This is a genomic window from Myxococcales bacterium, assembly GCA_022563535.1.
GTDB lineage: Bacteria > Myxococcota_A > UBA9160 > UBA9160 > UBA4427 > DUBZ01.
Genome location: JADFNE010000038.1, coordinates 1 through 24,021, shown reverse-complemented (window position 1 = coordinate 24,021; position 24,021 = coordinate 1). Strand labels below are relative to the sequence as shown.

Below are 24,021 nucleotides of genomic sequence, written 5' to 3'. Positions count from 1 at the left end.
CAACTACGCAGACCGATAAATTCACCGAGTATTGCCTGCGCGACCTAGCTGACCTACTCCGTAGCATTGCGCGACAACGAAGCGACAAACATCAATGTGACACCGACCCCCTGCGAGCTGGGAACGAGGACGTACGCGAAATGAGTAATCCGATTCGAAAGGTCCAAGATTTTGGTCAGAGCATCTGGTACGACAACATCAGTCGCGAACTCGTCTCTTCCGGCGAATTGGCGCGCCTGATCAGCGACGACGGAATTCTCGGCGTCACTTCGAATCCAGCGATCTTCGAGAAGGCGATCGGCGGTTCATCGGACTACGACCCGTCGATCAAAGAACTGGTCGGACAAGGGATCGGAGAGGCGGTCACGCTCTTCGAACACCTCGCCATCGCCGACATTCAAATGGGAACCGATGCGCTTCGCGGAGTGTACGACTCGACGAACCGAGTCGATGGCTACGTGAGCCTGGAAGTTTCTCCATACCTGGCCGATGACACCCAGGGCACTCTCGCTGAGGCGCGCCGTCTGTGGAAAGCGGTCGATCGCGAAAATCTCTTGATCAAGGTTCCGGCCACGAGCGCGGGCGTTCCCGCGATCGCCCAGCTGATCGGCGAAGGAATCAACATCAACGTCACGCTGCTCTTCGCAGTCGATGCCTATAAAGCGGTGGCTGACGCCTACATCGAGGGCCTCGAAACCCTCGCGGCCAATGGCGGCGATGTGAGCCGGGTGGCCAGTGTCGCGAGTTTTTTCGTAAGTCGCATCGACGCCATGGCGGATGCGCAGTTGAGCCAGTTGCTCGAGAACGAAAAAGACGCAAGCAAACGCGCAACCCTCGAAGGTCTTCGCTCCAAGGTCGCAATCGCCAACGCAGTGATGGCGTACGCCCACTTCGACGAGGTCATCGCGGGAGATCGCTGGAAGGCGCTCGCAGCCAAGAACGCCATGCCCCAACGGGTTCTATGGGCCAGCACCGGGACCAAGAGCCCCGATCTACCCAAGACTCTCTACGTCGATGCCCTGATCGGAAAATTCACCGTCAATACCGTTCCCACCGCAACCCTCGACGCATTTCGCGCCGAAGGTACCGCGAGCGATGCCCTCGGAGCCGACAAGCAGGCGTCGATTGCCGACGCGCGAAAGATTCTGAGCGATCTCGAGGAAGTGGGGATCAGCCTCAAGGAGATCACCGACGAACTGCTTCCCAAGGGCTGCCAACTCTTCAGTGACGCGTTTGACACTTTGCTCGCAGCGGTGGCATCCAAGCGCGAATCCGCGCTAGGGAACCGTCTGGCCAAGTTTGACGCCAAGCTCGGTGAGAGCGCCGACGCAGTGGCGATCGAAATGGATCACTGGCGCGCCGACGGCAACGTTCGCCGGCTCTGGGACGGCGACGCCTCGCTGTGGAGCGGTGACGACGAGGCAGAGTGGCTGGGTTGGCTGCCTGTGCTCGACAGCTGGCGGGACAACCTCACCAGCCTGCAAACGATTGCTGCTCGTGTAAAAGACGAGAGCATTGCCCACGTCGTGGTGATGGGAATGGGCGGATCGAGTCTCTGCCCGGACGTCTTGAGCCGAACCTTTGGTCCTGCCAGCGGTTATCCCGAAGTGCTTGTCCTCGACTCGACGGTCCCATCCCAGATCGCCGCAGTCGAATCGCAAATCGATCTCACCAAGACTTTGTTCGTCGTGCCCTCCAAGAGCGGTGGCACCATCGAACCCAACACCTTCAAAGCCTACTTCTGGGACAAAGTCTCGGCAGCGCTGGGCGGCTCAGGCGCAGAAACTCGCTTCGTCGCCATCACCGACCCCGGCACGAAGCTGGACGAACAGGCGAAGAGCGAAAAATTCTCATCGATCGTGTACGGCATCCCGTCGATCGGCGGACGCTTTTCGGCACTTTCGGCGTTCGGCATGTTGCCGGCCGCGTGTCTCGGCATTGACGTCGAAGACTTCCTCGCGCGCACCCAGCTGATGGTCGACTCCTGTTCGCGCTCGGTCCCCCCAGCCCACAACCCGGGCATCCGTCTCGGTGTGATCCTCGGCATCCTGGCGCGACAGGGCCGGGACAAACTCACCCTGGTGGCATCCCCCGCAATTGGAACCCTGGGCGCGTGGATTGAACAGCTGATCGCCGAGTCCACCGGCAAGCAGGACCGCGGCATTGTTCCCGTGGACGGCGAACAGCTGGCGCCTCCCGATCAATACGGGGACGACCGTTTGTTCGTTTACATTCGCCTCGCAAGCGATGCGTGCGCCGACCAGGACGCCGCCGTCAGCGCGCTCGAAGCAGCAGGGCATCCGGTGGTTCGTCTCGAACTCGCAGACAAACGCGATCTGGGCCAGGAATTCTTCCGCTGGCAGGTCGCCACCGCGGTGGCGGGATCGATTCTCAAAATCAACGCCTTCAATCAGCCCGACGTCGAGGCCGCCAAGATTGCAGCCAAAGCGCTCATGGACGCCTACGAGAAAGACGGCTCATTGCCGGCAGAGACGGCGATCTTCGAGGCGGACGGCATCTCGGTGTATGCCGACGAACGAAACGCCCAGGCAATCAGCGGAGACGACCTCGATGCGATCGTGAAGTCTCATCTGGCCCGCATTGGACGCGGAGACTACTTCGCCATCAACGCCTACGTGGAGATGAACAACAGCCACGACGAGCCGCTCCAGCGCTTGCGACACGAAGTGCGGGATCACTACAAGGTGGCCACGACCCTCGGCTACGGCCCGCGTTTTCTGCATTCGACCGGACAGCTGCACAAGGGCGGCCCGAATCGCGGAGTCTTTCTCCAGGTGACCGCGGACGATGCAAACGATCTCGCGATCCCCGGTCAGAAGTACACATTTGGGGTCCTCAAGAGCGCACAGGCGCAAGGGGATCTGGAAGTCCTGGCGGGGCGCGAACGTCGCGCCCTACGCATTCATCTCGGCGCGGACGTCCGCGCCGGACTGGAACATCTCGCCGCAGCAGTACATCGCGCTCTCCAAAGCTGACGCTCCCATAGCCGAAATCTAGCCGACATCGTTGGGTCGAAGACCCGCGCTCGCCCGCGCGACTTTGATCCATCAATTTGCAACATTGGGAATGACCCGCCTCGACGCGGGTCATAGGGGATGCACGCATGAGCGAAGCTACTGGGATCGAACTCACCTCCATCAACACCATTCGAACGCTGTCCATGGACGCAGTACAGGCCGCGAACTCGGGGCACCCGGGTACGGCGATGTCCCTGGCACCCGTAATCTACACCCTGTGGCAACACTTTCTGGCCTTTGACCCCGAAGATCCAATCTGGCCAAACCGGGACCGTTTCATCCTTTCCGCCGGACACGCATCGATGCTGCTCTACTCGATGCTGCACCTCACCGGCGTCAAAGCGGTCAACGGAAAGTACGAAAAACTGGGGACCGAGGCCGTCACCCTCGACGACATCCGAAACTTCCGCCAACTGGGAAGCAAGTGCGCCGGTCACCCCGAATATCGTTGGACCTCGGGCGTCGAAACCACCACCGGTCCCCTGGGCCAGGGGCTAGCGACCAGTGTCGGCATGGCCATCGCCTCGCGACACATGGCGGCCCGCTTCAACCGACCGGGTTTCGACATGTTCGACTACAACACCTACTCGCTCTGCGGCGATGGCTGCATGATGGAAGATGTCTCATCGGAAGCGGCTTCCCTCGCGGGCCATCTGCAGTTGTCGAATCTGTGTTGGATCTACGACAGCAATCACATCACGATCGAAGGCCACACCGATCTGGCATTCTCGGAAGACGTGGCCACGCGCTTCATGGCCTATGGCTGGAACGTACTGCGAATCGGAGATGCCAACGATGTCGACCGTCTCGATCGCGCGTTCAATGCGTTTCTGACCGAGAGTTCCCGCCCTACCCTCATCATTGTCGACAGTCATATCGCCTACGGCTCACCCAACAAGCAAGACACCAGCGCGGCCCACGGCAGCCCGCTGGGCGACGAAGAAATACGCCTGACCAAGCAAGCCTACGGCTGGCCAGAAGACGAAAAGTTCCTGGTCCCCGAAGCGGTGCGCGAAAATTTTGCCGACGGCATCGGCGATCGGGGTTCTGCCCTACGAGGCGCCTGGATGGCTCAGTTCGAGCGATACAAGGAACAGTATCCAGAACTGGCGGACGAGTTGTATCGCATGCAACACCGCCAGCTCCCGGCCGACTGGGAAAAGGCGATCCCGAAGTTCGAGCCCGACGCCAAGGGCATGGCCGGGCGCCAGGCGTCCGAAATCGTGCTGAATGAATTGGCCGGCCGGGTGCCGTGGCTGGTGGGAGGCTCGGCGGATCTCGCCCCCTCGACCCTCACCCGGATCAAGGCGGAAGGCGCCGGCGACTTCCGCGCCGATGAATACGGGGGACGAAACTTTCACTTCGGCGTCCGCGAACACGCCATGGCTTCGATTCTGAACGGCATGTCGGCCGCAAAACTGCGCCCCTACGGTTCGACCTTCATGATCTTCAGCGACTACGCCCGAGGCGCCATGCGGCTGAGCGCACTGATGGAGCTCCCGGTGATCTACATCTTCACCCACGACTCGATCGGCGTGGGCGAAGACGGGCCCACCCACCAACCCATCGAACAGCTGCCGTCGATGCGAGCGATTCCGGGCCTGATTGTGTTCCGGCCGGGGGACGCCAACGAGGTCGCCGAAGCCTGGCGGGTCACCATGGCGCTGCGCCACGAGACCGTCGCCATGATTCTCAGTCGCCAAGCCATGCCGACCCTGGATCGAGCCAATCTGGCCCCCGCTTCGGGAGTTGCCAAAGGGGCCTATGTTCTATCCGACCCCAGCGAAGGAGAACCCGAAGTCATCCTGATTGCGAGCGGCACTGAAGTTTCGCTCTGCCTCGAGGCGAGTGAACAACTCAGTGGCGAGGGCGTGAAGGTTCGCGTGGTCAGCATGCCTTCCTGGGAACTCTTCGAGCAGCAGAGTCCAGAGTACCGAGCGGAAGTTTTGCCCCCGCACATCAGGGCGCGCGTCTCGGTCGAGCTGGCTTCGACCTTTGGCTGGGAGCGCTATGTCGGCAATGAAGGTTGCTGTATTGGAATGAATTCCTTTGGAGCTTCGGCACCACTCGCCGAGCTCCAGCACAAGTTTGGCTTTACCGTGGATCGCATCGCGGCATCGGCAAAGGAGCAGATCGAAAAACATGGGGGTGGCGCTTAGCGGGACGCACACGCTACGGCGCAGACTTCGCCCCAAATCAGACTGCACGAGTATTTGAACCATCGAACCAGGACTGGGACTAACGCGGAGTTTGCGCTGGGGGAATCATGAGCGGCAATCAATCATCGGACACTGGGAATGCAGACGGCCTGCTCGCGACAGCGGAAAAGGCCCTCGAATGGGTCCGTGACGGACAAATCCTCGGACTCGGAACCGGCCGGGCGGCGACCGCTTTTGTTCGCGCATTGGGCGCTCGCGTGCAGAGCGGCTTGAACGTTTCGGGGGTGCCCACTTCGGAAACGACGGCGAAACTCGCCCAGGAACTCGACATCCCGCTCATGACCCTCGAAGAAGCCGGGTCGATCGACGTGTGCTTTGACGGCGCCGATGAGGTGGCGCCCAATCTCGACGTGATCAAAGGCTACGGCGGAGCGCATGTGCGCGAGAAGATCGTCGCTGCGAGTTCTTCGAAGTTGATCATCCTGGTGGGTGCCGAAAAACTCGTCGAAGTCCTGGGCAGCCGCGGCAAACTTCCGGTCGAAGTCCTCCCGTTTGGCGAAGCCCACTGTCGCGAAGCGCTGCGCAGCCTGGGATGTGAGCCCGCCCGGCGCAGCACCGACGAGGGCGCTCCATTCATCAGCGACAACGGCGGCTACATCCTCGACTGCAAAATTGCTCCAATCCAGAACGCAGCCGAGCTCGAACACGCCATCCTCGACATCCCGGGAGTCCTCGGAACTGGACTCTTCATTCAAATGGCCGACGTCGTGATCATTCAGGACGGCGACGCGGTCGAGGTACGAGAACGATGAACCCGAGCCCGTGAGCAGCAAAATGCATCCCGTGGCTTTAACACGACAACATGAGCGAGACGAGAGACAGGAGAGAAACAATGCAACTCGGAATGATCGGCCTGGGGAAGATGGGTGCCAACATGGTTCGCCGCATCATGCGTGCGGGAAACCAATGCGTGGTGTTCGACCAGACGCCGGCGAACGTCGAAGAACTGGAGAACGAAGGTGCCACCGGAGCGTCGTCCCTCGAAGAACTCGTCTCGAAGCTCGACGCACCCCGCGCAGTCTGGATCATGGTGCCTGCGGGCGAGATCACGGAATCTGTGGTTCAGAAACTCTCGGGTTTGCTCGCCAAGGGCGACATCATGATCGACGGCGGCAACTCGATGTTCAAAGACGACGCCCGCCGAGCCGCGGAACTGGCACCGAAGGGCATCCGCTATCTCGACTGTGGTACCAGCGGTGGTGTCTGGGGACTTGACCGCGGTTACTGCCTGATGATCGGCGGCGACACCGATGCGGTCTCACACCTCGACCCGATCTTCAAGTGCCTGGCACCGGGACGCGGCGATGTCGGCCGAACACCGGGACGCGAAGAAGGCAAGGGAACGGCGGAAGAAGGTTATCTGCACTGCGGCCCCGCCGGAGCCGGTCACTACGTCAAGATGATTCACAACGGTATCGAGTACGGACTGATGCAGGCCTACGCAGAGGGTTTCGACATCATGCGCTCCGCCGGCGCCGACACGGTGCCCGAGCTCTACCGCTACGACCTCGACCTGGGCGACATCTCCGAGGTATGGCGCCGCGGTAGCGTGGTGGGTTCGTGGCTTTTGGATCTCACGGCCCAGGCCCTGGTCGAGCAACCCGATCTCGAAGACTACTCGGGCTACGTGACGGACTCCGGCGAGGGACGCTGGACCATCAATGCCGCGGTCGAACAGGCAGTACCCGCCGACGTTTTGACGGCCGCCCTCTACACCCGCTTCCGCTCGCGCCAGTCCCACACCTTCGCGGAGAAGATCCTCTCCGCGATGCGACACAAGTTCGGCGGTCACGTCGAAACCAATTAGTTCACCCCGTGCTGGTCCGCGACAGGAGCATCTTTGATGATTGACCTCACGACCGAGAATCCGCTGCTGGCTGGTCTCAGCACCCAACTACAACCTCAGCCCTGTAGCTTCGTGATCTTCGGCGGTGCCGGGGACCTGTCCCGGCGAAAACTTCTGGCGGGCCTGTACAACCTGGCCCTCGACGGAGTCTTGCCGGCCAATTTTTGTGTGATCGGATTTGCTCGTACCGCCCTCGACGACGAAAAGTATCGAGAACTGGCGCGGGAATCGATCGAGAAGTTTTCTCGACGGCCTATTCAAGAGCCCTATTGGTCGGACTTCGTGAGGCGCCTGCACTGGGTATCGGGGCCCTTTGACGAACCCGAGGCGTATGCGGCCCTGGTCGAACGACTCGCCGAACTCGAACCGAACTTCGGCATTCCCAACAACCGCATCTACTACTTGTCCATTGCACCGAGCCTGATTGAGGTGAGTCTCGAGAATTTGAAGACGGCCGGCTTGATCAGCGATCCGACCGACACGAGCAAATTCTCTCGCATCATTGTAGAAAAGCCGATCGGTCACGATCTCGAAAGCGCGCGCAGCATCAACGCGACATTGTCCAGGGTTTGCGACGAGAGCCAGATCTATCGAATCGATCACTACCTCGGCAAAGAGACCGTGCAGAACATTTTGGTCATGCGCTTTGCCAATGCGATATTCGAACCCCTTTGGAACCAGAAGTACATTGATCACGTGCAAATCACGGTTTCCGAAGAAGTCGGAGTTGGAACCCGGGGCAATTACTACGAAGAGGCCGGCGCCCTGCGCGACATGGTCCAAAACCACATCTTGCAGTTGCTGTGTCTGACCGCGATGGAACCCCCGTGGTCCCTGGCCGACGAAGTCGTGCGAGACCAAAAGCAGGAAGTGCTCAACTGCCTGCGCCCAATCGACCCCGCAAACGTCGACCAATGCGTTGTCCGCGCTCAATACGGAGCGGGTTTCATGCACGGACTCGAGGTCCCGGGCTATCGTCGCGAAGCGAATGTCGCGGCAGATTCCGCCACCGAAACCTTTGTCGCACTCAAGTGCTACATCGACAATTGGCGCTGGGCCGGGGTTCCGTTCTATCTGCGCACGGGCAAGTGCATGACCAAGCGCGCGAGCGAAATTGCCGTGACGTTCAAAGCCGTACCACACGTTCTGTTCAACGTGGACCCAGAAGTCCCGCTCGAACCCAACGTCCTGGTTCTGCGCATTCAACCCGATGAAGGCCTTTCGCTGCGCATCGCGACCAAACTTCCCGGCAGCAAGGTGCAGATCTATCCGGTCAAGATGGACTTCAGCTACGGCAGTACCTTCGGCGACCAATCCCCCGAGGCCTATGAACGCCTGATGCTCGACGTCATGGCCGGAGACGCCACACTGTTCATGCGCCGGGACACGGTAGAAACCTCATGGTCGTGGGTGATGAACATTCTCGATGCCTGGGAGGGAAGCGGTACGCGCTGGCTGCCCGAATACCGCGCTGGCACCTGGGGGCCGATCGAAGCCGATCGCTTGATTGAAGGCGACGGCCGCAAGTGGAGAGCCCTGTGAGCGCTTCTCCTGTCTCTGCTCCTCACGACTACGAAGCGCTGGCCCCGCCCCGCGCAGTCGAGTTGCAGCATGTCGAGGAGGAGTTCGTCAGGTTGCGGCTCGCAGCGCCGTGTAACATCGACGCCACATCAGCCGATAATCAGCCCATAACCCGTGCGTGTATGTCGAACCTGATCGTCTACTGCGACAACCCCGCTGAAGCCGATGCATTGGCTCCGCAGTTCAGCTTGATGGCCCGCCGCCATCCGGCGCGCATCATCTTGTTGGTGGGGGAAGATCCGGAACAGTCGCAAGGAATCGTGGCCCAGGTTACCGCCGGCGTGACCCAGTTGGGCAAGCGACGTCATATCAGCAGCGAACAGGTGCGCATCAGCGCATCTGCCGACGGGCTGGGCAGGCTCGCCTCCGCCGCTCGCCCCCTGTTGATTGGCGATCTGCCGACCTCGCTCTGGTGGAACTCGATCCAACCGCCGCCGACCGGCGGAGACCTGTTCCTGGAACTCCAGGAAATGGCGAGCAGCATCATCTATGACAGTCGGGGATGGCGCGACCCGCGCACCGGTTTGATCGCGACGTCAAATTGGGTGCTCGGAACGCGAGAGCGGAGTCTGGTGACGGACCTCGCGTGGATGCGCTCGCGGTTCTGGCGACGCCTGTTCTGCGAATCGCTGGCACCGCACGTGCTGCCGGGAGCCCTGAATCACATCGAGCGCATTGAACTCGAACACGGCCCCCACGCCTTGCCCATGGTCTGGCTCTTCATCGGCTGGTTGGCTCACTGCCTGTCCTGGAAGCCTCAAGGCGGAAAAGTGGGTTCGAACAAGCACCTCATGATGAAGTTCTTGTCTGCCAGCGGACCCGTACAGGTCGAGATCTCTCGCAACGACGGGGGACCGGCAGAGATTCGCCGCGCGACCGTGACCTCACGAGGCGTCGGACCGACGGGAGCAAAACTCGAAGCAGAATTCGAAGCGCTGGACAGCGAGCGAGTGGCGATCCGAATCGACCACGGAACACAAACCGAGAATTTCATATCCACGCCCAACGATCCCCCGATCCTGATGCTGGCCTGGCAGCTGGCAAATCGCACCGGACAGGCCGAATTTCGCAAAGCCCTTGGGATTGCGCGGGCAATGGCGATGGAGCTGGGAACTTGAGCGAGCTGCCGAAACGAGAAGTGCAATGTCTCGAGGACCCCCAGGCCGTATGCACCGCAGCCGCGGAGGAATTCGTCCGTTGCTACATTGCGGCGCTCGACGCCCGGTCCGTTTTTCGGGTGGCGCTTTCCGGGGGCTCGACGCCGTGTCGCCTGCACCGCATCCTGACCCGAAGCCCGTATCGAGAGAAGATCTCCTGGGACCGAATCCAGTTCTACTTTGGAGACGAGCGCACGGTGCATCCCGAACATTCGGAATCGAACTTCCGAATGGCAAAAGACACATTGCTCAACGAACTCCGGGTCGACGATTCTCAAATCCACCGCATGTGTGCCGAGCAGGTCGATCTCGATCAAGCGGCGCGCATGTATCAAGACCAGATCGCAGAAGGCTTCGGCATTTTGGCGGGAGATCCGCCCCCGAGCTTCGACTTGATTCTGCTGGGCATGGGCGCCGATGGCCACACGGCTTCATTGTTTCCCGATACCCACGCCCTGCACGAGGGAGAACGCTGGGTCGTGGGCAACAAAGTTGCGAAGTTGGGTTGCTCACGCATGACCTTCACCTATCCGCTGATCAATGCAGCCGATCGCGTCGTGTTCATGATTCCGGGCCAAGCCAAGGCAGAGGCGCTGGCTGCAGTTCTCGAAGGTCCCGAAAATTTCTCCCGCTATCCCTCTCAGGGAGTCCAACCCAACCCGGGTAGCTTGCTGTATTTGATCGATCACGCGGCCGGCGAGCAACTCACTTCGGAAACGAAGCAACTGTGACACGGTGAGAATTGATTAATGGCATCGGCGTATCCTCCGATCGAAGAACACGGAATCATCGGCAACATGCACACGGCGGCGCTCGTTTGCACCGACGGTTCGCTGGACTGGCTCTGTTTCCCGCGCTTTGATTCGCCAGCGGTTTTTTGCGCGCTGCTCGACAAAGAAAAGGGCGGCAGCTTCAAATTGGCGCCCCTGGGCCCGGACATCACCTTCAAACAACTCTACTGGCCCGAAACGAACATTCTGGTGACACGCTTTTTGTCGACCCACGGCGTCGCACAGATTACGGACTACATGCCAGTCGGCCTCGCAGAGGGTGAGACGGGATTTTGCTGGATAGTGCGCCATGTCCACGTCGTGCGGGGCAACATGACTTTCGGACTCGACTGCACCCCCGCCTTCAACTTTGCTCGCGACGAACACACAGTGAGCCTTTCCCCGACCGGCGCCGTTTTTGAATCCGCAGATTTGAGTCTGGAACTCTGTTCCCCCACCCCGCTTTCAACCGACGGCAAGGGAGCCCAGGCCGAGTTTGAGCTGCAGGAAGGCGAAAGCCTGGTGCTTACCCTGCGCGAAGTCGAGTGCGGCCAGGGTCCGGGCCCTCGCATCGACGACGAAACGAGTGACATGCTGTTCAAGCGCACCGTGAATTACTGGCGCAAGTGGCTCTCCCAGTGCACCTATACAGGACGTTGGCGCGAACACGTCCACCGCTCCGCGCTGTTGCTCAAACTGCTCACCTACGAGCCCACGGGCGCCATCGTCGCGGCGCCCACGACATCGTTGCCCGAAACCCTGGGCGGGTCGCGGAATTGGGACTACCGCTATACCTGGATACGCGACGCGGCGTTTACGGTATACGCGTTTTTGCGTATCGGCTTCACCGAAGAGGCCAAGGCGTTCATGCACTTCCTCGAGGCGCGTTGTCGAGAACTCAATCCCGATGGTTCTCTCCAGATCATGTACGGCATTGACGGGCGCCACGATTTGCCCGAGGAAACCCTGGATCATCTCGAGGGCTACCGGGAATCGCGTCCAGTGCGCATCGGCAACGGAGCCTTCGACCAGATGCAGCTCGACATCTACGGCGAGCTGATGGATTCGGTCTACCTCTTCAACAAGTACGGGACTCCCATCAGTTTCGACCTCTGGTCCAGCTTGAGAAAGTTGATCAACTGGGTCTGTGATCACTGGCAGGAACGCGACGAAGGCATCTGGGAGGTGCGCGGAGGCCAACAGCACTTCGTCTATTCGAAACTCATGTGTTGGGTAGCGATCGACCGAGGCCTGAGACTGGCGGACAAACGCTCATTTCCCGCAGATCGAGAACGCTGGTTGCGCGTCCGCGATGAAATCTATGAGCAAATCATGCAGAAGGGCTGGAGCGACAAACGCCAGGCCTTCGTCCAGAGCTACGGCAGCGACGCCCTGGACGCCTCCAGCTTGATGATGCCCCTGGTGTTTTTCCTCTCTCCGAGTGATCCCCGCATGCTCAACACCATCGACGCGATCAACCATTCGCCCGCGAATGGAGGCCTGGTCTCCGACAGCCTGGTCCGCCGCTACGACGTCTCGAAGACCGAGGACGGCCTCAGCGGTAACGAGGGCACCTTCAATCTGTGCACCTTTTGGCTGGTCGAAGCCATGACCCGAGCCGGCGTCGACGACCCCGAACGCCTGGATGACGCGCGTCTCCTCTTCGAACAGATGATCGGATACGGCAACCATCTGGGCCTCTACGCGGAAGAAACCGGAAGCAACGGCGAGGCACTCGGCAATTTCCCACAGGCGTTCACCCACTTCGTACTCATCAGCGCCGCCTTCAACCTGGACCGTGCGCTGGGAAACCGCGCCTAGCACGACACCCTCGATCAATTCCCGTGTCACGTTTGGCTCGATGTCGCATACGACCCAAGCGCGGCGGCGCATCAGTTCGCCCCCAGCGGTCGAACAGACTCGGCATGCCGGTTGCAATTGCTGCCATCTCCACGACAGCCAACACACTGGGAATATTGGAGATGAGTCATGCAAGCCATTCATACCATCCTATGGATCGGTCCGGAGCAAGGCCTGGTCCAGAACGGACTGCTGGAAGCCGAAAGCCTCGACGTCGTCTGGGCTCGTGATGTCGAGACAGCCACAGACCTTCCGGTTTCGAGTTTTGAAGCCGCGGTGCTGGCCCTCGAAGAAATGGAACCCGTGCCCGATGCGATCGCGAAGCTGATCGCAATCAAGGACATGCCACCGCTCCTGGTTCTCGCACCGGCCGCTGCGGCTATGGAATTGCGCCAACACATCCCGCTTGGGGGAGGCGAGATCCTGATTTCGGATTCGCGCCTTCAGGGCGCCCGTTGGCGACGAGAGTTGTGCGCACGAATCGCAAAAGTCGTTCTGGACCGCGGTCGAACCGGCTTGCGAGTCGCCCCGCAACACACAGCCGAGGGTCGCGGCGCAGCGAGTCACAAGATCATCGGTCGCAGTGAAGCCATTCTCGCGGCGTTCGATCTCTCCGAACGAGCGGCCAGCGGATCCACAACGGTTTTGCTCTACGGAGAGACAGGCACCGGCAAGGAAATCTTTGCCAAGGCGATCCATCAGATGAGTCCCCGAGCCGGGGAAAACTTCGTCGCCTTGAACTGTGCCGCGATCCCCGATGCATTGCTCGAAAGCGAGTTGTTCGGATACGTTCGCGGCGCCTTTACCGGAGCCAACACGAACAAAATTGGTCTCTTCGAGTTGGCTCGACACGGCACCTTGTTCCTCGACGAAATTGGGGAAACCTCCGCGCCGCTCCAGGCCAAGCTGCTGCGCGCGCTGCAAGAAAAGGAGATCCGGCCCGTCGGGAGCAGCAAGGTCAGGAAGGTAGATGTCCGCATCATTGCCGCGAGCAATCGAGACCTTCGGGTCGAAGCCTCACGCGGGGCATTTCGCGAAGACCTCTACTACCGGCTCGCGGTGTTTCCAATTTCGATCCCACCGCTGCGCAAGCGAAACGGCGACATCATCCTGATCGCCGAACACTTTCTGCGCTTGTACAGCAACGGCGGTGGTAAAGCCTCGCCGAATCAACGACCGGCCGAACTCTCTCAGGCGGCCGCCGAACTTTTTCTCACCTATCCCTGGCCCGGAAATGTGCGCGAACTCGAAAACGAGATTCAGCGGGCAATCGCCCTGGCGGGTCCCCTATCCCTCATCACGCCAGAGTTTCTGTCGGAGTCGATTTGCGACGTCAGAACTCCGATCGACAGTGAAGAGCATATCGGCAAGACCCTGCGCGAGATCGTGGCCCAGGTCGAAGCACAGGTCATCCGGCGCACTTTGGCAAACAACACCGGCAAGCGGGCCCGCTCCGCAAAAGAACTCGGTATCACGCGGGAAGGGCTCTACAACTAGATGCCTTCACTGACGGGGGATCGAGAATGGGAGTATTTCGACCCGCCACTCTGCCCTAGGGTCGGATCTGATGTGAGTTCGGGCCGGATAGACTCTGATTCCAACCGCAACGGCATCCCTCTCCCTTGCGGGAATATTGCCGCCACCCTGTCACTCGAATCACCCGACAACGAGGGGCTCTACGAGTAGATGCACGCTCTCGCTGGTAATCCGGATGGTGCAGGGATCGAGGGCAACCACGCCGACGCCGATCGGTAGGCCGATCATTCGGGATTTCTAGCGACAACGTACCCAAAGCTCACCCAGCGGCCGGCATCGACAGCGAGGGTTTTGGGATCCCCATCCGGCTTGAGCTTGCAGAAAGGATCGTGGGAAGCGTAAGCTTGCCACCAAGCCTGTGCGTCGGGTGCGTGGCCCGACTCGAGCGTCACGAACCCCGCTGCGTCCACAGATTCGACGGTATGTCCGAGGCTTCGAAAGCACTCCTTCCACCCGAATTTCTGTGACACGTGGGGCAAGAGATCCTCCGGGATCGGCCTGTCATGATGCATGGGTTCCGCCAACCCGAAGACGGCACCGGGTCGAAGGACTCGCCTAATCTCGGCGAGGCAGCTCTGGTAGCCAGCTTCACCCCAGTACGACCGAACCATTTCAAGTGCCGTAGTGCAATACACTGCATCGAAAGTATTCTCAGCGAATGGCGTAGTCGGGACGGAGTGGCCTTCTGACGGACTGGGCTTCAGCTGCAGCTTGAGTGGAAGCACCGATGTTCCCACTCCCCAGGAAGCAGCGTTGGCGAGGGTGTGCTCGGCCATTGGACGCCCGTCCTCACGGTCGTCCAATGGATCGATGGCGACCACCTGAACGTCATATTCTCTCGCAAGGAAGCAGCTCTGGTAGCCGCGATACGAGCCCACGTCCAAGACGCGCATCCCCGGCGAGAGTTCAAGGCGATCGCCGAGAAACTCTGCAAGCTCAAGCCCGCCCGGGCCGCTGCACTGGGAGTAGACCAGATCAAGGTCTGTGTACTTGGATGCGCGCGGGTACCTGGCTGACGGCAATGGAAGAACTCCTCGGCAGGTCACTCCGTCTAATGGTCGCTCGCCTGCTCAACTACTATACAGGCTGCTGGTGGTAGGCACTCTCGGCGCAGCCTCCCGGCGGGTCGTTGTGAGACTCGCGGTTCCTCCGCAACATCCGTTCTCTGTCGTATGAATAGGCTAGATGGCCGAATAGGAATCGACGCCACATCACTACTCTGATCGTTTAGCAACTGGGTCCCATGACCCGACAACGAGGGTCTCTACAAGTAGATGAAGCGTTCAACCGTGTAATACGAACGGGGGAAGCGAAGCCCTCGCCACCGCATGGAACCAGGAAACCCCGAATCCCAAATGGGATTCTGTGCTGCCGAGCCGTTCCCCACACTGCTACGATGCTGCGAAGACTGCTGCCTTCGCGGTCGAAGGCTCGCAGCCTAAAAGCTAGGCGGCGTACGGTGACACTCCAAGACCTCGGGAATATCGGCGAATTCGTCGGCGCGATCGGCGTGATCGTATCGTTGCTGTACCTAGCGACACAGATCCGCCAGAACACACGCGCCGTTCGAAGTTCTGCCCAGCAAGAAATCCTCGGCGACATGTCCATGTCGGGGTTCATCAACCTAGTCACTGGCGACTCCGATACTGCGAGCCTCTACGAACTCGGCCTCGCAGACTCGCGTGATCTGAGTCGCGCCGAGCGGCTGCGCTTCTCGCTACTGCTCACGCGATTCTTCTTCGGCTTCTCGCGCATGTACGACCTACACCGCGACGGCAACTTGGATTCGGAGTCGTGGGAAGCGCAGAAGGAGATACTCCGGTGGGTCATCAAACAGCCTGGTGTCAAACGCTGGTGGCCCAACGCTCGGTCGCAGATCCCCCGAAGCTTTGCGGATTTCGTCGAGCGCGAGATGGGCTAGGCACGGTTCAATCGCTCCGTGGAAGCCTCACACGGAGGCGATGCCTGATTCCGCTCCTCGCGCCCTCTCGAATTACCCGACAACGAGGGCCTCTACAACTAGATGCCTTCACTGACGGGGGATCTGAGAGGAGCCGCGGGGGCAATTTACGGGCCGAACGGATGGCAGGAGTAGCCTGCATGGGTTGGACGGGCGGGGAAATAGCTCAACGATTCCGGGACGGACCGATATTGAGGACGGACAGCCAGTGCCGGGCCGGGGCTCGGACTCACAGCAGCCCCTCTCCGGCGTGGTCTTTGAACTCCTCCGCGCGGCGGACGTAAGACCTCAACGTCTCGACTCGTCGGTGAAGACTTACGTCCATCGTGCGGAACACAGACGAACTCGTTCAATTCTCCTCCGGCTCGCCCTCATCCTGATAGATCAGCGAGAAGTTCTACGCGCCGTCAGCATTGTAGATATAGAATGCTAACTTTAGACGGTTTGTGAGCAAAGAGGAGCCCGCAATGGAAGTGCGGATCGTCGGATTGCAACACTGCTCTCATTGCCACCAGATCGTGGCGCTCTTCCTACCCTGCGCTGCTGGGGCAGGTCCACTCGACGAGGGGATAGCCCTCGGGGTGCGCGTCGAGGCTGCCGTCGGCGCACTGCTTGAGGACTTCGAAGGGGGTCCACCGTCGCTTGTCGACCATTTCCTAGACCGCTCTCGTGAGCGCGGCGAAGTTCCTCGCCAAATCAGATTCGAGAGGGAAGCGCCCGGCGTAGTGGTGGCTCTAGTCTACCTGCAGGGGCCGGACGGGGTTACTGCGGTACGCTGTACTCCGGGGGAGGGAGTTCTGATTGCCGTCGCGCTCGGCCTCCCGTGCTTGATTGATGATGATGACCTCAGGGACAGTACTCGCGATGAGTTCCACCGCGTGCGGGTCGCCTCGCGCGGGAACGACCCCCTGTTGCACTAGGCCGGGGATATGCAGCTAAAAAAGGAAACCTACTACGCGCTTCGCGGTCTGCGCTTTCTGCTCCGCCACCCGCGCGGCACGGTGTTCCAGATTTCCCGGATTGCCAACGCGGAGGGAGTACCGGAGGCATCGCTTTCGAAGGTGTTTCGGCGCATGGCCTCGGCAGGAATCCTTCAGACCCACCGAGGGGTGGGCGGTGGCACTTCGCTCGCGCGCGACCCGGAGCAGACCTCGCTCCGCGACGTCGTCGAGGCGGTCGAGGGACCGCTCCCGTTGCAAGGATGCCCGCTGGCCAGTCTTACCTGTGACGCAGGCCAGAAATGCTCCGTCTTTCAAGCGGTCTGCCGAACGCAGCGCGCCTGGCTTAATGCGCTTGAAACCGAGAAAATCACAGGCCTTTGCCGGACCCCAGCGGCAAGCCGAACCCGGGGGCGTGCTCGGCGATAGCGCATCTTCCGGTCCGCAGGGGGAATGTCCCGCCCCCGGCTGATCTTCTAGAAAAATAGACGGCGGCTCCTTCACCCTTCGCGTGTTACGGAGGCTCGATCTGCCAAAGACGACGACCGTGGAAATTCTGCTCACGCTCCTCGGAGCCACGGCCTACTGGCGATTGGGTCACTCGGAATCGGACTCGTGGGGCTCGCAGCCAGGCGCAGGCGCTTGAATTAGAGCAGGCATGCTCTGCCCATGTGATTGCCGCCGGCCTGGCCGCTGGGATTGGCTGCGGGTGGCGCGCTGGCAAGTGGTGCGGCGGAGGCGGCCGAGGCCTCGCAGCTGGCGATTCTCAAGGCGGCGGCTCGCAAACGAAGATGGGGATGTCTCTGACCGTGCGCTTTCGGTAGTCGGCGTAGGGGGCGTAGTGCTGGTCGCAGATCGGCCAGAGCTTGGACTTCTCCTCGGGTTCGGCCAGGCGGGCGCTGAGCTTCATGCGGCGGCCCCGGTATCTCACCTCGATCTCGGGGTGCTTCACGAGATTGTGGTACCAGGCCGGGTTCCTCGGGGCGCCGCCCAGCGATGCGACTAGCAGCACACCCTCCCGGTAAGGAACGTACATCAGGGGGATCGTTAAGGTGCGGCGACTCTTCGCGCCCTTCATGGTGACGAAGCAAACGTCGTCGCCCCTGATGCTGTTGAACAGGCGGCCGCCGGTCAGGCGATTCAGAAACACGTGCACCCGCGCCAACGCCTTGATTACCGAAGGCGCCGGAGGCGCGGCGCCACCGGTTGAGGTGCCGGGGGACTCGGTCGTCATCGAGGTGCCTCCTGATCGTACGATCGCGAGTACTCGACCGCGATCTTCGTTGACGCGATCGCGTCGCACTCTTCGAAGGTGGAACGACGACTTCGACCCCTCGTGCGGCGCTGGTTTCCCGGAGCCGATTGCGTCTGCTGAGATCCGAAGCGTTCTGGTGCCGTTCACCACTTCCGAGCCTCTATCCATGCACCAACGCCAGGATCTGATGTTGACTCATGGGGTGCTGCGACTTTTCTTTCATTGTTCTCGATCTCGAAACGACCGATCACACCTCGCTCAATTACCTGGGATTGACCTCGGACCCGTTGCCGGGACTTTCGTCGAGGAAGAAACATTGGTCGCCAGCGCAATCATGGAAGCGATATCGGCCAGGTTGGCCGGGATCACCAGGGTGTTGGCCTCTTTGGCGAGTTCACCGAAACTCTTCACATACTGCTCCGCGATCCGTAACTTCATCGCGGACTCGCCTCCCTCCGCGTTGATCGCAAGGCCGACCGTCCGGAGGCCGTCGGCGGTTGCATTGGCGATGGCCAGGATGGCCGCTGCCTGTCCATTGGCTTCGTTGATTTGCTTCAACTGGTCCGCTTCGGATCGCTTGATGACTTCCTGTTTTTGGCCCTCTGCTTCGTTGATCTTGGAGTCCCGTACACCTTCTGAGGTGAGAACCATCGCGCGCTTCTCCCGCTCCGCGCGCATCTGCTTTTCCATGGCAGCCAGCACATCTACGGGCGGCTTGATGTTCTTGATCTCATAGCGCAACACCTTGACTCCCCAGGCTTCCGAGGCCTGGTCGACCGCCTCCACGACATTGGCGTTGATGCTGGCGCGTTCGAGGAAGGTCCGGTCCAGGTCGATCTTTCCGATCTCGCTGCGCAGGGTCGTCTGGGCGAGTTGAGAAATTGCAAAGATGAAATTCCCAATGCCGTAGGACGCACGTTCGGGATCCATAACTTGCAGGTAGAGAACACCATCGACGCCGACCTGGACATTGTCTTTTGTAATACAGACCTGCTCTTCGATATCGATCGCGTGCTCCTTCAGGGAGTGCTTGTAAGCAGCGCGCTCAATAAACGGAATGAGAATATGGAAACCCGCTCGAAGGGTTTTTTTGTACTTGCCGAGTATCTCGACCACATAAGCACTCTGTTGGGGTACGATGAGCGCCGTTTTGGCCAACGTGACGATGACCAAAAACGCAACTGCAATTGCCGCTATGAATCCAATATTTTCCATCGGTTCCTCCTTGGCTGGGTGCCCGTTGTTCGATTAAAGAAAGCTGGCTCAGAATCCAAGCGGGTCAGGGCTCGGCACGAAGTTCGAGGACGAGGCCGTTGGTCCGCTGAACGATGGCTCGGCTGCCGGCTGCGAGGGGCTCGCTTCCGATATTGCGAGCTTGCCAGTCTGCGCCTCGGAGCTTGGCGCTGCCCATTTCGCCGGGAGGAATTTCTTCACTGACCAGAGCGATTTCACCATCGACTCCTTCTACCCGGTCAGGAACCTGCCCTCGAATCTTTTTGTAGACCTTCGCTCGAAAAATGACCAGATTGGCCACCGAGACCCCGGCAAAGAGCAACCACTGACCCCATATCGGCAGAGCGACCGAGGTCGTTCCCAACAAGCCTACGAGCAATGCGGACACGCCTAGAAAGACCAGGTAGAACTCGGCATCCACTACAATCTCAGCGCCCAGGAAAACACTCCCCAGGACCATCCAATGCCACCAAAGCATGCCTACACCTCTTGCCATAAAGCCAAGCATTGACCGGGAATCAATCGACCCCAGCCGGCGGGAGTATCGACAATGGCGCGCTCCGTGGCAATCGCAAGATCTGCCAAAGATTGAAACACAGAATCAAGCCACTACTCCGCATCGCCTTGCAGGACACGAACTCATTCTCTCTCCTCGCCGCCGTCCCAGGGCTGCCCGTCTTCGGCGTGGCTGAAGGTCATCCGCCGCCAGTGGCCGCAGAGAATAGTAAAATCAAGCCGCAAATTCGAAGAAATGGCCGATAACGGGTCTGATGTCAAAACTTGAAATGAGAGAACCATCCCTGTCTTCGGGAAATCGAAGCTGTATCGACGGGCATCTCCCGCTGCTCACCCGCAGTGTTGCTGCCACGTCTACCTTCGGCGGCCCGACTCTTCTTTCCGGCAGAATTATCGGGGTTGTCGTTCTCCGGCCACCCCTCGAACTCCTCGACGCTCAAGAAGTACACGCCAGCACTGTCGAAGTCCGTCGCCATCCTTTTAGTGTAGCTCTCGTATCGACGGGTCTAGGTCGTCGGGCTTATCTGGACCAGGCATGACTTCCGCTAAGCAACACTTTTCGCTCCACTCAGTCCGCCCCGCCCCATCCCTCGCTTTCCCGCAAACTCACGTGCCTCACGGCTCACTCCTAGTTTTCCCGTAATGTCACCCTATATAAAGAATAGAGAGTGATATTTCGGGAAAGCACGGGGTAGGCAGACCCTGACATTTCGGGAAAGCAGCGGTGGCGGGCATGTGAATTTGCGGGAAAACAGATGGCTGGTAGGGGTGACGTTCCGGGGAAGCTAGACGCTCACGATTAGGAAGCCTCTGCACCGGCGGCTTGAGGAGAGGCTCCTAGCTCCCCTTGGCCGTGAGGAGCATGTAGTGGTCGTCTGTCGCGGCTCGGTCGCTGGCGATCACCATTCGTTCTTGCCATCCGTATTTCTCGGCAAAGGCGATATCTACGCGACGGCGAACCGCCAGATCGGTCAACACTTCTACGTCAACGGGAAACTCGCGACCGTCGAAGCGAATGCGACAGAATGAGCCGCGTTGGATGTTCTTCCACCAGCGGCTCTGCTGAGTTCGGATGACTCCCGCGCCATCGAGCACCACAATCCAGATGCGTGCGACCCGCAGATCGCCATCGGCGTCTTCGGTGACGACGTGAACCGACCAATCGTCGACAGCGTTCCAATCCACGGGGACCGAGGCGACAGGTGGCGTTGCGCACCCCGCGATCCAGAAGCCGATCAGCAACGACACCCGTGTGAGCGCGCTCGAACGCCCTGCGGAATGTTTCGAGTTCGATCTCACCCTGCCCTCCCCGTCCGCTCGACGGCGCGTTCTCAATCGTCTCGGAGTTCTCTCACTTCGTTCGCCCCGGGTCGAAATCGCCCTCTTTTCGCCCACTCCACCGCCTCATTCATCGATTCGACTTCGATGATATAGAATCCACCGGTGGGCTCCTTGCTCGGTGTCATGAGTTCGTCGGGAATAGTAAAATTAAGCCGCGAATTTGAAGAAATGGCCGATATCGGGTCTTATGTCAAAACTTGAAATGAGAGAGCCACCCCTGTCTTCGGGCTGCACGACAAGAAGCCCGTTCCCAGACCCCGTTGGAACGCGATTCCAGCGCCGGTGCCCCGCATCGGGCCAAAACTCACATGAACTCGGAGCGATTGGCAGTCCGCTAGTTGGCAGTGAGATGCGAAATCCCTCTTGATTTCCCTATGCCCCGATTGTGGTCATGGATAGGTACCCTGGTTGTGCCCTGACAAATTGTGCACTCGATTTGTTTTGCGCGTGCTCTTGAGCGAGCGTTCAACCTCGAAGCCGCCAGACCCCGAATACCCATGGGTGCGGCCGTAGCTGGGTTATCTGGGGAACGTCCTTGTAGAGCAGGGGGATCGTATCCTTGACCTTCCGGGTGTAGTCCACGACCGGGGGAACGCCCTTCCATTTCAGGATGCCCCGAACGATGACGCGCGGCCGGGTCTTGCGGATCAAGCTTGCGATTTTCTCGCCCGTGTCGTCGCCGGTCATTCCGGGATATAGCTGGGAGAAAGCACGGGGGGTATAGCGATCGGACAGGTAGTACCACTGTGCTTCATGGCCGTAGATGAAAAGGGGTTCGCCCTCTGGAACCTCGCGCTGGATGTACTCGATCAACGGCTTTAGCCATGCGTCCTCGGTCCTCACCCAGAGATCCGCCCGATCCATCGAGAGGCGATGGGTCAGTCTTGCGTCATAGCGCACGGCAAGTGCCGTCGTGGTCATCAATAGCAGCGCGACGAAGGCGGCTTCGATTTTCAATCGCCGCATCTGGTTACCCGGCGTTGCCTCGGCTCCTCCTTTCCACCCGGTGCCGAGCAGGGAAGGGCGGCAGAGTGCAAACAGGATCAACACGACTGCGGGATAGATCGTAATGATGTGAGTGAAATCTGCCCGCGGAAACGCAGAGGCCGTGATGCCCAGCGTGACGCCGGCTGCGATGAAAAACCGCGATCGCGCGAGGACAGACTGCGGCGTGTCCGCGTTACTGGGCGCTTCGCGAAACGCGCGGATCCACAACCACGCACACGTCCCGAACACGATCGGGATCGCGCCGTAGAGCACCCGCGAAGCCAACTCGCCCACTGTCCAATAGAGGTTCTGCAGCGCGGCGCCACCGGGCAGCGAGTTAGTGTAGACGAGTTCCTGGTAGTGCTGCGCCAGGTAGACGGTGCCCTCACTGCGAAGCGCGCCGAAATTCCACCATTCGAGGGCAGGTGCAAATGGGATGTTGCTCGTCCCCAGGTAGCCCGTAAACGGGCGCACCAGCGCGCTGTGAACCATCTCTGCCAAAAGGCCGTGGCTCGCAAAATATCCGGACATCGAACCGATGACGAGCAGCAGTCCTGCACTGTAGGCGGAAACCTCTTCGACCCGCCTACCCTGTCGCCTCGGGCCGTGGGCAAGCACGGGAAACCAGAGCACCAGCGCGAATACGGCCGCAACATAGATTCCGGTCGACTGTTTGGTCACGATGGACAGTCCCACGAAAATGCCGACCCAGAAGAGCCGTGCCGAAGCTCCGTCAAACTTGTGTCGCAGGAAGATCGCGAGGGCGAGGATGGCCGCTGCAAGGGACGGATCGGCATAGAAGTAGGTGGAGTAGATCGGATACGCGAAGAATTTGAGGCTGAGGAGCGAGAGTCCGCAAAGCGCCGCCCGCTTCGCGTCGACCAGCGTGAGTGCGCAGGCGTAGACCCCCAACGTCATCGCGCAGAATATCGATCCGGCCAGCGCCCGGGCGACAGAGAGATGCTCGCCAAAGATCGACATGGCGCCGACGAGCAGATACGTGGCGCCGGGCAACGCGTAGGCGTCGACATCGCGATAGAACACGCCGCCATGCAGGACTTTGACGGCGGCGGTCAGCAGCGCCCCCTCGTCCGGGATCGGAAGATTTCGATCGGCAAACACGTACGAGAGACCCGCGGCGAGCGCGAGTAACAGCGGAGCAAACCAGCTCGGCCTCGTCAGCATGTCCAGCGTTGTTATGTCCGATGTTGTGGGATGGGATGACTCTTGCACGTTTCGCTCAATCCGAAGTCGTTTCATTCAAAGTCGTTCGAGGAATTGTGAGATCGTAGGGTCGCCGAGTTTGGGTTGTCGTCTAGCGAAGGTGGACGCACGAAGGATGGCACGGTCAGCGGCATTCAGCACGCGTGTCTACGGCGGTTTTGCTAGCCTGCTTGCTTCACCATGGACACGACTCTCTTTGTCACTGCGATCTTCGAACACCTGCTTCGCGATGGGGTTCGGATCTGCCATTGGAAGAGCAATCTTGCCTTGGATGACGCTTTGGCGAAACCCGCGGCGATCTCAAAGATGCCCGTTCTGAATTTGTGTCGCGTAAACTCGCTTCATTCTTCAACCCTTCCGCCGACGAGGTCCCTCACGCGCCGCGTGATTGTGACTCAAAGGATACGTGTGGATATTTAAATAAGAAGGAATTCTTCGCAAAACAGGAGCATCGGCAGAGAGCGCAAATAACTCCCACCTCCTTGTAGCCGAGCCGCCCCAATTCCACTAGCCGAGTCACAAAACCACTATAATACAAACCACATGGCGAACATTGATCA

Annotated in this window: 19 protein-coding genes; 11 read left to right on the top strand and 8 right to left on the bottom strand. The window is 60.0% G+C overall.

The genetic code is table 11. The annotated features are described in order from the left end of the window. The first annotated feature begins 140 nt into the window (after positions 1-140). From IH881_12725 to IH881_12685, 9 genes are all read left to right on the top strand, one after another. On the top strand, positions 141-2,996 hold the full coding sequence (locus IH881_12725; GenBank protein ID MCH7868551.1) for a bifunctional transaldolase/phosoglucose isomerase: 2,856 nt from the start codon (positions 141-143) through the stop codon (positions 2,994-2,996). Between the two features lie 128 nt (positions 2,997-3,124). Then, positions 3,125-5,197 (top strand): transketolase, encoded by a 2,073-nt coding sequence (tkt, locus tag IH881_12720; GenBank protein MCH7868550.1) that lies wholly within the window; start codon positions 3,125-3,127, stop codon positions 5,195-5,197. Between the two features lie 107 nt (positions 5,198-5,304). After that, on the top strand, positions 5,305-6,009 hold the full coding sequence (gene rpiA / locus IH881_12715) for a ribose-5-phosphate isomerase RpiA (protein ID MCH7868549.1): 705 nt from the start codon (positions 5,305-5,307) through the stop codon (positions 6,007-6,009). Positions 6,010-6,089: 80 nt separating this feature from the next. Continuing rightward, positions 6,090-7,064 (top strand): decarboxylating 6-phosphogluconate dehydrogenase, encoded by a 975-nt coding sequence (gene gnd / locus IH881_12710; GenBank protein ID MCH7868548.1) that lies wholly within the window; start codon positions 6,090-6,092, stop codon positions 7,062-7,064. A 36-nt stretch (positions 7,065-7,100) separates the two neighbouring features. Beyond that, a complete protein-coding gene (zwf, locus tag IH881_12705; GenBank protein ID MCH7868547.1) occupies positions 7,101-8,645 on the top strand; it encodes a glucose-6-phosphate dehydrogenase in 1,545 nt (514 codons plus the stop codon). Then, a complete protein-coding gene (locus IH881_12700; protein MCH7868546.1) occupies positions 8,642-9,802 on the top strand; it encodes a glucose-6-phosphate dehydrogenase assembly protein OpcA in 1,161 nt (386 codons plus the stop codon). The genes zwf and IH881_12700 overlap by 4 nt, the downstream gene beginning before the upstream one ends. After that, positions 9,799-10,572 carry a 6-phosphogluconolactonase gene (gene pgl, locus IH881_12695; GenBank protein ID MCH7868545.1) on the top strand — a complete coding sequence of 258 codons (774 nt, stop codon included), beginning with the start codon at positions 9,799-9,801 and terminating at the stop codon, positions 10,570-10,572. Before IH881_12700 ends, pgl begins: the two co-directional genes overlap by 4 nt. 18 nt (positions 10,573-10,590) lie before the next feature. Next, complete coding sequence (locus IH881_12690; GenBank protein MCH7868544.1) at positions 10,591-12,432, top strand: glycoside hydrolase family 15 protein; 1,842 nt, start codon at positions 10,591-10,593, stop codon at positions 12,430-12,432. Positions 12,433-12,600: 168 nt separating this feature from the next. Continuing rightward, positions 12,601-13,968, top strand: a complete 1,368-nt coding sequence (locus tag IH881_12685; protein MCH7868543.1) for a sigma 54-interacting transcriptional regulator — start codon at positions 12,601-12,603, stop codon at positions 13,966-13,968. 263 nt (positions 13,969-14,231) lie between these two features. Here the strand turns inward: IH881_12685 and IH881_12680 are convergent, their stop codons facing one another. Continuing rightward, complete coding sequence (locus IH881_12680; protein ID MCH7868542.1) at positions 14,232-15,029, bottom strand: class I SAM-dependent methyltransferase; 798 nt, start codon at positions 15,027-15,029, stop codon at positions 14,232-14,234. 437 nt (positions 15,030-15,466) lie between these two features. Between IH881_12680 and IH881_12675 the strand changes: the two genes are divergently transcribed. After that, positions 15,467-15,928: a hypothetical protein gene (locus IH881_12675; protein ID MCH7868541.1), complete on the top strand. Its 462-nt coding sequence runs from the start codon at positions 15,467-15,469 to the stop codon at positions 15,926-15,928. Positions 15,929-16,896: 968 nt separating this feature from the next. Next, on the top strand, positions 16,897-17,334 hold the full coding sequence (locus tag IH881_12670) for an Rrf2 family transcriptional regulator (GenBank protein MCH7868540.1): 438 nt from the start codon (positions 16,897-16,899) through the stop codon (positions 17,332-17,334). Between the two features lie 337 nt (positions 17,335-17,671). On the opposite strand, the gene IH881_12665 is transcribed toward IH881_12670, so the two are convergent. The 7 genes from IH881_12665 to IH881_12635 all read right to left on the bottom strand — a co-directional run bounded on the left by IH881_12665 (position 17,672) and on the right by IH881_12635 (position 23,497). Beyond that, positions 17,672-18,139: a nitroreductase family deazaflavin-dependent oxidoreductase gene (locus IH881_12665; protein ID MCH7868539.1), complete on the bottom strand. Its 468-nt coding sequence runs from the start codon at positions 18,137-18,139 to the stop codon at positions 17,672-17,674. A gap of 279 nt (positions 18,140-18,418) precedes the next feature. Beyond that, on the bottom strand, positions 18,419-19,375 hold the full coding sequence (locus IH881_12660; GenBank protein ID MCH7868538.1) for a paraslipin: 957 nt from the start codon (positions 19,373-19,375) through the stop codon (positions 18,419-18,421). 64 nt (positions 19,376-19,439) lie between these two features. Then, the gene (locus tag IH881_12655; protein ID MCH7868537.1) at positions 19,440-19,871 is read right to left on the bottom strand and encodes an NfeD family protein; all 432 of its coding nucleotides are present in this window, start codon (positions 19,869-19,871) and stop codon (positions 19,440-19,442) included. Positions 19,872-20,166: 295 nt separating this feature from the next. Beyond that, the gene (locus tag IH881_12650; protein ID MCH7868536.1) at positions 20,167-20,385 is read right to left on the bottom strand and encodes a hypothetical protein; all 219 of its coding nucleotides are present in this window, start codon (positions 20,383-20,385) and stop codon (positions 20,167-20,169) included. Positions 20,386-20,746: 361 nt separating this feature from the next. Beyond that, entirely contained in the window at positions 20,747-21,208 is a 462-nt protein-coding gene (locus IH881_12645; GenBank protein ID MCH7868535.1) for a DUF2255 family protein, read from the bottom strand. A 32-nt stretch (positions 21,209-21,240) separates the two neighbouring features. Continuing rightward, a complete protein-coding gene (locus IH881_12640; GenBank protein MCH7868534.1) occupies positions 21,241-21,375 on the bottom strand; it encodes a hypothetical protein in 135 nt (44 codons plus the stop codon). A gap of 340 nt (positions 21,376-21,715) precedes the next feature. After that, positions 21,716-23,497, bottom strand: a complete 1,782-nt coding sequence (locus tag IH881_12635; protein MCH7868533.1) for a hypothetical protein — start codon at positions 23,495-23,497, stop codon at positions 21,716-21,718. Positions 23,498-24,021 lie beyond the last annotated feature (524 nt).

Coding starts and splice junctions, on each gene's coding strand:
- IH881_12725 (MCH7868551.1), top strand. CDS start 141: ATGAGTAATCCGATTCGAAAGGTCCAAGATTTTGGTCAGAGCATCTGG.
- zwf (MCH7868547.1), top strand. CDS start 7,101: ATGATTGACCTCACGACCGAGAATCCGCTGCTGGCTGGTCTCAGCACC.
- IH881_12660 (MCH7868538.1), bottom strand. CDS start 19,375: ATGGAAAATATTGGATTCATAGCGGCAATTGCAGTTGCGTTTTTGGTC.
- gnd (MCH7868548.1), top strand. CDS start 6,090: ATGCAACTCGGAATGATCGGCCTGGGGAAGATGGGTGCCAACATGGTT.
- tkt (MCH7868550.1), top strand. CDS start 3,125: ATGAGCGAAGCTACTGGGATCGAACTCACCTCCATCAACACCATTCGA.
- IH881_12690 (MCH7868544.1), top strand. CDS start 10,591: ATGGCATCGGCGTATCCTCCGATCGAAGAACACGGAATCATCGGCAAC.
- IH881_12640 (MCH7868534.1), bottom strand. CDS start 21,375: ATGACACCGAGCAAGGAGCCCACCGGTGGATTCTATATCATCGAAGTC.
- IH881_12655 (MCH7868537.1), bottom strand. CDS start 19,871: ATGCTTTGGTGGCATTGGATGGTCCTGGGGAGTGTTTTCCTGGGCGCT.
- rpiA (MCH7868549.1), top strand. CDS start 5,305: ATGAGCGGCAATCAATCATCGGACACTGGGAATGCAGACGGCCTGCTC.
- IH881_12650 (MCH7868536.1), bottom strand. CDS start 20,385: ATGGCGACGGACTTCGACAGTGCTGGCGTGTACTTCTTGAGCGTCGAG.
- IH881_12670 (MCH7868540.1), top strand. CDS start 16,897: ATGCAGCTAAAAAAGGAAACCTACTACGCGCTTCGCGGTCTGCGCTTT.
- IH881_12635 (MCH7868533.1), bottom strand. CDS start 23,497: ATGAAACGACTTCGGATTGAGCGAAACGTGCAAGAGTCATCCCATCCC.
- IH881_12665 (MCH7868539.1), bottom strand. CDS start 18,139: ATGACGACCGAGTCCCCCGGCACCTCAACCGGTGGCGCCGCGCCTCCG.
- IH881_12685 (MCH7868543.1), top strand. CDS start 12,601: ATGCAAGCCATTCATACCATCCTATGGATCGGTCCGGAGCAAGGCCTG.